10 protein-coding genes are annotated in these 11,699 nt (G+C 48.7%); 7 read left to right on the top strand and 3 right to left on the bottom strand.

Translation table 11 applies throughout. The annotated features are described in order from the left end of the window. The first annotated feature begins 102 nt into the window (after positions 1-102). The gene (locus F458_RS20880) at positions 103-267 is read left to right on the top strand and encodes a hypothetical protein (RefSeq protein WP_018984503.1); all 165 of its coding nucleotides are present in this window, start codon (positions 103-105) and stop codon (positions 265-267) included. Positions 268-323: 56 nt separating this feature from the next. On the opposite strand, the gene F458_RS0116275 is transcribed toward F458_RS20880, so the two are convergent. The 3 genes from F458_RS0116275 to fadI all read right to left on the bottom strand — a co-directional run bounded on the left by F458_RS0116275 (position 324) and on the right by fadI (position 4,279). Next, on the bottom strand, positions 324-539 hold the full coding sequence (locus F458_RS0116275; protein WP_018984502.1) for a hypothetical protein: 216 nt from the start codon (positions 537-539) through the stop codon (positions 324-326). Positions 540-798: 259 nt separating this feature from the next. Continuing rightward, complete coding sequence (fadJ, locus tag F458_RS0116270; protein WP_018984501.1) at positions 799-2,967, bottom strand: fatty acid oxidation complex subunit alpha FadJ; 2,169 nt, start codon at positions 2,965-2,967, stop codon at positions 799-801. 1 nt (position 2,968) lies between these two features. Beyond that, a complete protein-coding gene (gene fadI, locus F458_RS0116265; RefSeq protein WP_018984500.1) occupies positions 2,969-4,279 on the bottom strand; it encodes an acetyl-CoA C-acyltransferase FadI in 1,311 nt (436 codons plus the stop codon). A 314-nt stretch (positions 4,280-4,593) separates the two neighbouring features. Between fadI and F458_RS0116260 the strand changes: the two genes are divergently transcribed. From F458_RS0116260 to F458_RS0116235, 6 genes are read left to right on the top strand one after another with little or no spacing between them, the layout of a single operon-like run. Beyond that, positions 4,594-5,550 (top strand): AAA family ATPase, encoded by a 957-nt coding sequence (locus F458_RS0116260; protein WP_018984499.1) that lies wholly within the window; start codon positions 4,594-4,596, stop codon positions 5,548-5,550. Between the two features lie 6 nt (positions 5,551-5,556). Next, complete coding sequence (locus F458_RS0116255; RefSeq protein WP_026294738.1) at positions 5,557-6,501, top strand: DUF58 domain-containing protein; 945 nt, start codon at positions 5,557-5,559, stop codon at positions 6,499-6,501. A 10-nt stretch (positions 6,502-6,511) separates the two neighbouring features. Continuing rightward, the gene (locus tag F458_RS0116250; protein WP_169334846.1) at positions 6,512-7,024 is read left to right on the top strand and encodes a DUF4381 domain-containing protein; all 513 of its coding nucleotides are present in this window, start codon (positions 6,512-6,514) and stop codon (positions 7,022-7,024) included. Further along, positions 7,017-8,030 carry a vWA domain-containing protein gene (locus F458_RS0116245; protein WP_018984496.1) on the top strand — a complete coding sequence of 338 codons (1,014 nt, stop codon included), beginning with the start codon at positions 7,017-7,019 and terminating at the stop codon, positions 8,028-8,030. The genes F458_RS0116250 and F458_RS0116245 overlap by 8 nt, the downstream gene beginning before the upstream one ends. Then, positions 8,027-9,976 (top strand): VWA domain-containing protein, encoded by a 1,950-nt coding sequence (locus F458_RS0116240; RefSeq protein ID WP_018984495.1) that lies wholly within the window; start codon positions 8,027-8,029, stop codon positions 9,974-9,976. Before F458_RS0116245 ends, F458_RS0116240 begins: the two co-directional genes overlap by 4 nt. Beyond that, positions 9,976-11,673, top strand: coding sequence for a BatD family protein (locus F458_RS0116235; RefSeq protein ID WP_018984494.1), 1,698 nt, complete (start codon positions 9,976-9,978; stop codon positions 11,671-11,673). The genes F458_RS0116240 and F458_RS0116235 overlap by 1 nt, the downstream gene beginning before the upstream one ends. The last annotated feature ends 26 nt before the right edge of the window (positions 11,674-11,699 follow it).

Raw genomic sequence — 11,699 nt, 5'->3', positions numbered from 1 at the left:
TTTTAAAAATGGCACAGAAGTCGCAATAGTCTTTACATAGCCGCAATAAAATAACAAAGCGGTTTGTTTGTTCAAAAAGCCATTATTTAAGGAAGAAACAAAATGTTAAAAGCATACGCAGTAGCACTAGTATTATCCAGCAGCGCACCGGTTAACGCAGATACCCAGGAAACTGTTCGTCCACTGGAAAAACAACAAGCAGAAACCAGCACAGAGTTGCATCGCCCAAAACCTGGCAAATGTTTTGTTTGTGGCACCAAAAAATAAGCACATAATTTCAGCCAGAAGAGGCGAGATAGCCTCTTCTGGTTCCATCTACAGGCTTACACATTCAACCAAATATCCGCACGGTTCAGATTCTTTTTTAATAAAATAAACCGATGAATAGTAAATAGTGGGAACAGCATAGGCCCTAATACCAGCCCGGCCAGCGCCCAGTTTTTTCTTTTCATACCTGATTTTGTCGCTTCCACATAAAAATAGCCGCTGGAAAGGATCGACACCACAACAAGCCACACCGGCCATAATACAAGTAACAAAACCACAACTCCTGAAACAACTGCTTAGATTAGGCGGGCACATATTGTACGTATTTTAATCACAGATATCCACTACCTGGGCTTAGGGATAATGAAAGGTTTAATGCAAGAGGGATGGAGAGATCCGATTGCTACGTTAGCAGGATAAGCAGAGCAGAAAATCTTTTGGGCGGATCAGGTCCACAACCAAAAAAACCGGCAGACAAACGGGCTTTGTTTAAATGACCACGTTTGATTGCCGGCTCTAAACTAACTGGCTTTAGTAGAAGGTCTTGCCTTGCTCTTTCATCGAGGTAAGCAATTCACAAGGTGAAAATTTACCAGAGACTTTTTCTGCATACTGTGACAATTTCTCCACTACGGTGTCGATGCCCAAGGCGTCCATATAATGGAAGGGTCCACCTAAAAACGGGGGGAAGCCAATGCCATAGATCGCACCGATATCGCCATCGCGAGGATTTCTGATAACGCCCTCATCCAAACACCGGGCAGCTTCATTCAGCATCATTAAAACACAGCGCTCAGCAATTTCCTGCTCACTTTTAGAAGATGATGGTTCAATATTCAGTAGGCTATAGATACTTTCATCAACCTCTTTTCCTGAATCTTTACTATCATCGTACTTATAAAACCCTTTGCCGTTTTTCTTTCCCTTACGATTATCTTCTAAAACTTTATCAAACGCCCCTGGTGCTGTGAATCGGTCACCAAAAGCATCAACCAGTATCGGTATGATTTTAGTACCCACATCAATACCTACTTCATCCAGCAGCTTTACCGGACCTACCGGAAAACCAAATTTGACCAGAGATTTATCGATATGGTCAATTGGCTCACCCTCAAGCAACAGATTAGCCGCTTCGTTCATGTAAGGCGCCAGAATGCGGTTGACGTAGAACCCAGCCCCATCTTTTACTACCACCGGTGTTTTACCCTGTTTGCGGGCAAATTCAACCGTGGTGGAAATGGTCTCATCGGAAGTTTTTTCGTGGGCAATGACTTCAGCCAAAGGCATTTTATCCACCGGCGAAAAATAGTGCAGACCAATTACGTTTTGGGGACGCTGCGCCTCCGCTGCAATCTGACCAATAGGAATTGATGACGTATTTGAGGCAAATACCGTATTGTCATTACAGTTTGCTTCAATATCAGCAACCATCTTTTGCTTAAGTGAAACATCTTCAAACACTGCTTCAATGACAATATCTGCATCCTGATAACCGCGATAATCCAGCGTACCTGTCAACAACGACATCTGCTTTTGCATAGCGGTTTTGCGCATATAACCTTTTTTGACTTTTTTATTTAGAAGGTCATAGCTATATTTCATCGCATGGGCAATGCCATCTGGCTTGATGTCTTTTATCCTGGCTGGAACTGATGCTTTGGTGGCAGTGACATAGGCTATTCCACCACCCATCAAGCCACCGCCAAGTATTCCCGCTTTTTTCACTTTGCGAGGCTCAACACCTTTCACGCCATTTTCTTTTTTCATTTCGGTGGTGGCAAAGAAAATCTGGCGCAGTTGATAGGATTCCGGCGTCATTACCAGCTCACCAAATGCTTTAGCCTCAGCGCGTAAGCCTGCGGCCATGCCTTCATCCATGCCCGTTTCGATGACGTCGATAATTTTCATCGGGGCCGGATAATTACCTTTGGTTTTGCTTTGAGTCTGTTCTCGCGCCTTTTTAAACACCATGCCTCGCCCAAGACTATTCCCCTCGAGCAACTTATTCATAAACCCTTTTTGCGGGTCGTCACGCTCAGGCTTACGCTTCAGGGCATATTTTTCGGCGACTTCAAGCAAAACAGTTTCAGGTACCATTTCATCTACAATACCGTACTTTTTAGCTTGCTTTGCCCGGGCTGATGAGCCTGTTAACATCATCTTCATCGCCTGCTGGATACCAATCAGACGAGGTAACCGTTGCGTACCTCCGCTACCGGGAAGCAGTCCCAGCTGCACTTCAGGTAAGCCGACCTGAGTGGCATCATCGTCTGTACATATCCGATAATGACAAGCCAGCGCCAACTCCAGACCACCGCCTAATGCGGGACCATGGATTGCAGCCACAAAGGTAGCGCGCATTTTTTCTATTCGATTGAATACATCCTGGCCATCTTTGGCAAGCTTTTGAGCATCTGCGGCACTTTCGCACTTGGCCAGCATCGAAATATCAGCACCTGCGACAAACGATTTTTTCTTGCCACTGACCAGCACCACCCCCTTAATGCTTTTATCAGCATCAATCTCATCCAGCACGGCATTAATCTGCTCACCAAATTCTGCCTTTAGGGTGTTCATTGACTCCCCGGGAACGTCAATCGTCAAGACAGCTACGCCATTGTCCTGACGTTTGAGCGCAAAAGCAGTCTGTTTGTTTTGGTTTTGGCTTTCGTTTTCTGTTGTAGTGGTTTGTTCAGTCATTTTATTCTGTCTCCACAATCATTGCGGCACCCAGGCCGCCTGCTGCACAGGCAGTGAGCAGTCCGCTACCGCCACCCCGGCGTTTAAGTTCGTTGAGCATTTGGGTAATCATACGTGTGCCGGTAGCTGCAAAAGGGTGGCCGTAAGCGATTGAGCTACCCATCACATTAAATTTATCCATATCAATCTCGCCCGTGGCTTTATCCCGGCCTAATTTCTCGCGGGCAAACTTGTCACTGGCAAACATTTTTATATTTGCCAGTGTTTGTGCAGCAAAGGCTTCGTGCATTTCTATAAGGGTAAGATCGTTTAGTGTCATCCCCGCGCGATCAAGGGCAATGGGTGTGGCATAGGATGGTCCCATCAGCATATCTTCCCACACATCAATCGCCGAGAATGCATAGCTTTTGATATAGCCTAAGGGTGTATAACCAAGCTCTTTAGCCTTGCTCTCTGTCATCATCAATACCGCAGATGCTCCGTCAGTCAGCGGCGTGGCATTAGCAGCTGTTACCGAGCCGTGTTTTTTATCAAATACAGGTTTTGGCTTAGCGTACCCTTCCAAACTGGAGTCAAAGCGCACATTGTTGTCTCGGCTAAGTGCATCTTTAAACGGTTCTGCATAGGCTGTCATAACTTCATCATCCAGCTTACCCTCTTCCCAGCTTTGGGCAGCCAGCGTATGTGAACGATGCGCCAGTTTATCCTGGTCTTCACGCGCGATATTATGACTTTTTGCCATTTGCTCGGCGGTTTGTCCCATGGATAAGCCAGTTGAGTACTCAGCCACCGCCGGCGGTACTGGCAGTAAATCCTTAAATGAAAGCCGTCTGAAGATCTGCATTTTCTGACCGACTGACTTCGCTTTTTGCATATCAACCAGCGCCCGGGCCAGATTTTTAGATACCCCAATCGGAGAAACAGAGGTGGAATCTGCGCCACCGGCAATACCTACATGCACTGTGCCAGCCATCATACTTTCGGCAATATTAACGGTTGACTGGAAGCTGGTTGCGCATGCCCGCGATACACTGTAGGCGTCAGTGTGTACGCTCATACCGGTACCTAATACAATTTCCCGGGCGATGTTCGGCGCTTCGGGCATCTGGACAACCTGTCCATATACCACCTGGTCAATCAGATCAGGCGAAACACCATTTCGAATAAGCAGCTCGTTGACCACCATCTTGCCAAGATCGACGGCCGGAACGCCATGAAAATAAGTTGCCATCTTTGCAAACGGCGTGCGAAGACCGGATACAATTGCAATGCGGTCTCCTGAACGTGTTGTTACTTGTTGTTTAGTCGCCATAATTTACCTGACTCTTGTGCCACACTTAAGTGGTCTGACCTGTAATTATTCCGATTTTACAGACTATCATCGAAATAGCAAATTGACCCTTTCAGCCGGTTTTTACGATTCATTCACCCGATTATTTTACGCCATCGACATTTTACATTTAGCGCAGCAATAACAACCCTGCTGAATTCTATGCTAATTTGAGCACCAGTGGTCTTGAAGAACCGTTCTTGAACCATATATGAAAAATAGTGTCTGTTGTTTCGATACTTAAATTTATATGAACAACTTACTTATTACGCCTAAGGTGACGGATTAACTACATTATGGCAGCAGAGCAGTTTCAGCAACTCCATGCTTATCTCGATTCTCAAATAATTGGCCAACATCAGCTTACCCGCAATTTGCTCATCGCGTTACTCGCCGATGGTCACCTGCTGGTTGAGGGCCCACCGGGGCTTGCAAAAACCCGAGCCATTAACGCATTGGCAACCGGAATAGATGCAGACTTTCACCGGGTTCAGTTTACGCCGGACCTGCTTCCGGCAGATTTGACCGGTACAGACATATACCGCCCCGAGACTGGCGAATTTGTCTTTCAGCAAGGGCCCCTTTTTCATAACCTGATGCTTGCCGATGAGATCAATCGTGCACCGGCAAAAGTTCAGTCGGCATTGTTAGAAGCCATGGCTGAGCGGCAGATTACCGTGGGCAGTAAAACCTATCCTTTACCGGGATTATTTCTGGTAATGGCGACGCAGAATCCCCTTGAGCAAGAAGGCACTTATCCTTTACCGGAAGCGCAGCTTGACCGGTTCCTGATGCATGTGGAGATCGATTATCCTGGCGCAGAAACAGAATTGGATATCCTCAAACTCACCCGGGGTGAGGCTCTCCGTCATGCACCTGTTACCCCGGCCAGATTGTCTCAGGCTGACATATTTAAAGCCCGGGAAGAGGTTCTGGAGTTGCACATGGCACCAGAGCTGGAAACCTATCTTGTACAGCTTGTTATCGCTACCCGCGAACCTTCAGCAATAGATGATGAGTTGCAAAGCTGGATAGAGTTCGGGGTTAGTCCAAGAGCCACGATAGCCATGGACAGATGTGCCAGAGCTCACGCCTGGCTTGCCGGTCGCGACTTTGTTGGCCCGGATGATATTCAGGCAGTAATGCACAATGTTTTACGTCATCGCATTATTTTAACGTATCAGGCTGAGGCCCAGGGAATCACCACAAATCAAGTGCTGGATCGCATTTTACAACTTGTGGCGGTGCCCTGAGCCGTGATGACAGATCCCCGACCCTGGCTTGATGCCCTTCGCACTGACGGTATACATCTGTCTACCGATGAATTGCTCAGATATCGTGAGCTACACAAACTGATCAGTCTGGCCCCGGCAGCAAACAGGCAGGCCGCAATTTCCGGCGCTTATCTGAGCAAGCATAAAGGCCGCGGCATGGAGTTTGACGAAGCCAGGCATTATCAGCCTGGTGATGATATTCGGGCTATCGACTGGCGGGTAACTGCGCGTACCGGTACGACCCACACTAAAGTTTATCGTGAAGAACGAGAACGCCCGGTTTTTGTATTGTGTGATTTGTCCGCTTCCATGCAATTTGGTACCCAGTTGTTACTTAAAAGTGTGCAGGCTGCTCACCTGACCGCGCTCATCGCCTGGGCTGCAGCGCACCGGGGGGATAAAATTGGCGCGTTGATTTTTGGTGCATCAGGTCATCAGGAATGCAAGCCCATGACCCGCAGTAAGGCAGTTCTGGCGATTTGTCATGAATTGATACAAATGCAGACAGACGGAATCAACGGCGCCCCGGGCACCGCCGGGCAGAACTTTCAGGATGCCTGCGCCAGATTGCGCCGCGTAGCCCGGCCAGGTAGTCTGGTATATATCATCTCGGATTTTTACCAACTGGATGAGACCGCTACTCAGCACCTGGCCCATTTATCCCGGCATTGTGAAGCCAAGGCACTGATGGTCTCAGATCCGTTGGAATTTAGCCTTCCGGTCACGTCGGGGCAGCGCGAAGTGGTGGTTACCGATGGTACCAGCCGGCAAACCTGGCAGCTAGGTAATGCGCATCAGTCCCGCCAATACGAGCAAGCCCGACGGGCGCACTTTGACGCCATTAACGATCGGCTGGAGCAAGCTGGAATAAGCTTGCAGCATATTGATGCCGGCTCACCTTTGGAACAACAACTGGTTAATGCAGGTTAAATTACGCAGTATGAACGAACAGCAGCAACTTCTGTCACAGTTGAATGATATTCACAAGACATCAGCACAGGCCTGGCCTGCAGCCTGGGGCTGGTGGTTGGTTGGCCTACTAGCTTTGGCTGTTATCGTGGGGCTTTTCTTTTGGTGGCGGCGTCAGCGTCGCTTTAATATGCCACGACGAGAAGCTATTAGTGAAATGAAGCAGATTGATGATAAGAGTAACGACTGGCCCAGTCAGATGAATCAGGTCTTAAAACGCGCCGCATTGGCGTATTATCCAAGATATTCGTTATCGGGACTGTATGGTCAGCGCTGGACCCAGTTTATGGTCGAACGAGTCAGTCGCTCTCAGCAACCACAGATGGCAAAAAGGCTCAATGAGCTTCAGGATATGCTATATCAACCAACAAGGCCTGACCCCACCCTGTTTAACAGTTGCCAGAAAGCCGCGTTGGACTGGTTAAAAAAAGCCAGGTTCAAGCATGCTGTCAGCGTCCGTGAAACGGGAGCTAACAATGTTTGAATTTGCATGGTGGTGGGCATTATTGCTATTTCCCCTGCCCCTGCTGGTGCGAGCGCTTCCTGCCCAGACTCAGTCTCCAAAAGCGGCATTACGTGTCCCGCAGGGATTGTCTGCGGTAACCGGGTCACCTCCAGGCATTGTCAACAGACGTCCTGTGCATATCCTGTTGTGGGTTATCTGGTTGCTATGTGTGCTGGCAGCAGCCCGGCCCCAATGGTTGGGAGAACCAGTCAGTATCCCCAATGAAGGCCGCGAACTGATGTTGGCAGTGGATCTGTCAGGCAGTATGAAAGTGGGCGACATGGAAATTAATGGCCAGCAGGTCAATCGGCTGACTATGACAAAAGCAGTATTAAGTGATTTCATTGAACGACGTGTCTCAGACCGTTTGGGACTTATTCTGTTTGCTGACACCGCCTATCTACAGGCACCATTGACCTTTGACCGTAATACAGTAGCGCAACTTTTAAATGAGGCAGTCATTGGCCTTGTCGGAGAACGGACAGCTATCGGGGATGCCATTGGTCTTGCAGTAAAACGGCTGGACGCACGCGAAGAGTCTAATAAGGTGCTTGTGCTGCTTACTGATGGTCAGAATACGGCAGGTAATATTACGCCCGCTCAGGCCAAAGAGCTTGCTGTCGCCAATGAAATTACGATTTATACCATTGGCGTGGGTGCTGAAAGTATGGTGGTGGATAACTTTTTTGGCAGTCGTCAGGTTAATCCGTCGCAAGAACTGGATGAAGAAATGTTGGCCGGCATTGCATCAGCAACCGGTGGCCAATACTTCCGGGCCCGCAACCGTGGTGAACTGGAGAAAATTTATGAACGGCTGGATGAGCTGGAGCCAATCAAGGGCGACAGTCAGAAAATGCGACCATTGTCGGCGTTGTATTTTTACCCACTGGCTGCTGCCTTACTCCTTAGTATGGTAATTATTTTTGTCAGCGTTGCATGGCAGGCTAAACAATACATCGCCAGTAAAAAGAGGAGTATAAAATGAATATTCCATGGCAGGATTTTCACTTTTTACGGCCCGATTGGTTGTTGATGCTCATTCCTCTTGGCATTCTGGTAATGTTATTCAGGCGCGCACACCAACAACAGTCTGGGTGGCAGGGAGTGATTGCCGGGCATCTTTACTCACAGATGGTCAGTGGTCGGGACAGCAAGACTGGTAGCCTGTTACCCACCAGTGTTGGTTTACTCTGGTTGCTGGCAACTATTGCACTGGCCGGTCCGACCTGGGAGCGCTTGCCCCAGCCGGTTTATCAGTTAAAAGCTGGTCAGGTGGTGGTGATGGATATGTCGTTGTCTATGCGGGCTACCGATATATCGCCTGATCGCCTGACTCGCGCTAAATACAAAGCTATAGACCTGGTTAAGGCAATCAATGAGGGAGAAACCGGTCTCGTCGCCTATGCCGGCGACGCCTTTACCATCAGCCCGCTCACCGCCGATTATCGAAATCTGGCTAGTTTACTGCCGAGTCTGAGCCCTGAAATAATGCCAGTGTCTGGCAGTGATCCGCTTATTGGTTTCCAAACGGCAGCAGAGCTTTTAAATAACGCCGGTTACCAGCAGGGGAATATTTTCTGGATCACTGACGGTGTGGCTCTGGATCGTATGGCTGAATTAAGAGAGTATGTCAGCCAAATGCCCTATTCGCTCAACATTCTTGGCGTTGGAACGCAGGATGGCGCACCGATAAAGCAGGCTAATGGCGAGTTGCTGAAGGATCGCCGCGGCCAAATTGTTATACCGCAGTTGTCAGAAGATCGTCTACAGACTCTGGCGAAGGCCGGTAACGGAGTTTACACATCAATTACCTCAGATGATGGTGATGTGGCTGCTCTTGCTAATGTTTTAAACGAACAGGCATCGGCAGCCGGTGAAGCAAAAGAGAACCAACGCACCAGCGGTGATAAATGGCAGGAACTGGGACCATTTGTTGTACTTGTGTGTCTTCCCCTGCTCGCCTTGTTATTCAGACGCGGCCTGATATTCAGTGTTTTACTGCTTGTCTATACAACAGGGCAGCCTGCGCCAGCGATGGCTCAATCTGAAGAGACAGCCACACTCAACTGGTGGCAAAAAGCGTTTAATAATGCCGACCAACAGGGTGATTTGCTTTACAACAATAAGGCTTATTCTCGAGCAGCGAAGACGTTTGAGTCGCCGGCCCTGCAAGCCGCTGCATATTACAAAGCCGGTAATTATGAACAAGCCAGCGAATTGTATAGCACGCTAAATACAGCCGATGCACACTATAACAGAGGCAACGCACTGGCTCAGCTGCAACAGTATAAGAGGGCGATTGAGGCGTATGATGCATCCCTTGAGCTGAACCCTGACAATCAGGATGCGGTTGAAAATAAAGCGCTGGTTGAAAAATTACTGGAACAACAGGAAAGTCAGCAGAATCAGCAGAATCAGCAGAATCAGCAGAATCAGCAGAATCAGCAGAATCAGCAGAATAGTAGTCAGAATAATTCCCAAGCGGATCAGAATAAGTCTGAGGGCAATCAACAGAATCAACAGGACAGTCAATCGCAGCAAACCCCGGAAGAGTCGGCGCAGCAAAACAAGTCGGCTTCTTCGCAGGATTCAGATGAACAGTCTCAGGCAGATCAACAAAATCCTCCCCCCGAGTCTGCTGAATCACAGCGCAAAGACAACGAAAATCAGTCCGAGCAAGATGGGCCACAGAACCAAGGTCGTTCTGGCGAAAACAAACCCGAGCAGAATGCTATGCAGGATAATCAGCAACAAGCCATGTCTGCCGGACCGGCCGAACTGACCGACGCAGAAAAAGAAAATCTTGAGCGGCTTGAAAAGCTAAAGCGAAGAATACCCGATGATCCGGCTTATTTGCTGAAACGGAAAATGCAACTGGAAGCACAACGCCGTCAGCAGCGGCGTCCACCGACAGATCGGAGTGACTGGTAATGAGAAGTAAACTTATAGCGATATTGTGTCTGTTTGTTTCATTTGTCGCCCAGGCAGATGTATCCCGTGTAGAAGCTACGGTAGACAGTCGTCAGGTGATGGTTGACGAAGCTATACGTCTGACTGTTACGGCATACGGTAACCCTGGCCGGGATGCATTTGACAGCTCTGCATTACTCAGTGATTTTGTGGTCGGGCGCACCGCAACCAGTAATCGCACCAGTATCATCAATGGTCAGCGAAGTCAGACTACTACCTGGACCACGACCTTGTTCCCACGCTCTGAAGGCACGTTCACTATTCCGTCGTTTACTATTGAAGGACAGCAAACCCGCTCGTTTGAGGTTGAAGTTATAGCAGTACCCGATGGCGGCGATGGAGCTCAGCCGGCTCGTGACTATTATCTGACGACCGAAGTCGATAACGACTCGGTTTATCTGAACCAGCAAATTCTTTACACCCTGAAACTCTATTTATCCACAGATATTGAACGGGGTAGCCTTACGCCGCCGGAAATGGAAAAAGGAATTATTCGTCAGATTGGCGAAGATGAGCGATCTGTTGATTTGGTGAATGGCCGTCGTTACCAGATTATTGAGCGCAAATATGCGGTTATCCCGCAGCGTTCTGGCGAGATGACCATCACCGGGCCGGTATTTACCGCCGAAGTACTTGCACCAGATACCAATCAACGTTTTGGCTTTTTTAACCGCACTCAAACCATTAACCGTCTGGGAGCTGATATTACGGTAGATATAAAACCTAAACCCGATAACGTGGATGGTCAGTGGTTGCCCAGTGAACAGGTGTCGCTTCACGAAGAATGGCCTGAGAACAGCCAGTTTGTGGTGGGGGAACCCATTACCAGAACGCTGACACTTACGGCTACCGGTGTTGTGGAAGAACAACTACCTGAACTTGACGTGCGTTATCCGCCGGGGTTTAAAACCTATCCGGATCAAACACAAACAGCCACGATAGATAAAGACAATCGGTTGATTGCCCAACGGGTTGAATCAATGGCGGTGATACCTACTGAACCAGGCAAGATTATTTTACCCGACGTCACCGTTGCATGGTTCAACGTTAACACTCAACAAACAGACTATGCCACCATACCAGCACGCACTGTATCGGTAGCACCGGCCAGCGACAGTCAGGTCAATGCCCCCATGGTTACAGAGTCTGTGGATGAACCGCAAAGCAGATTAGCTTCTGACGCCGAGACGGTGCAGTCAAATGATACACAGATGTCCAGATTCTTGTGGGTGCTTTATCTGGTCATCGCCTTATTGTTAGTACTGTTGGCGGCAGTGATTGTTTACTACAAGCGCAAAGTTCGCCAGCTGCGATCTTCAGAGAAGCGAAGCCCTGGCATTTCACAGCACAGTGAGAAGGCACAGTTCGCAGACTTGAAGAAGGCTGTTGCAGCGAAAAATATATCAGCCACGCAAGCCTCGTTGCAGCAGTGGTTGTCAGTTATTTATCACGGCAATGCGCCTGTCCGCCCTGCTGACAAGTCATTAACTGCACCATTGCAACCATTCGTCGACCAGATGCTGGCATCTGCTTACAGCAGTGGGCATACTGAGTGGGACAATCAGCCAATGCTTGACGCTCTAGATAAGGTCAGAGCCCGTTGGTACAGTGATCATAAAAACAATTCGCAGGGCTTGCCCCCGCTTTATGCTAATTAATGGCTGCCCAGGCGATGCATAATAAA

It is taken from the genome of Salinimonas chungwhensis DSM 16280, assembly GCF_000378185.1.
Taxonomy (GTDB): Bacteria; Pseudomonadota; Gammaproteobacteria; order Enterobacterales; family Alteromonadaceae; genus Alteromonas; species Alteromonas chungwhensis.
Note: the sequence above shows the minus strand (reverse complement) of the source record. Positions and strands in the feature narration are given on the sequence as shown.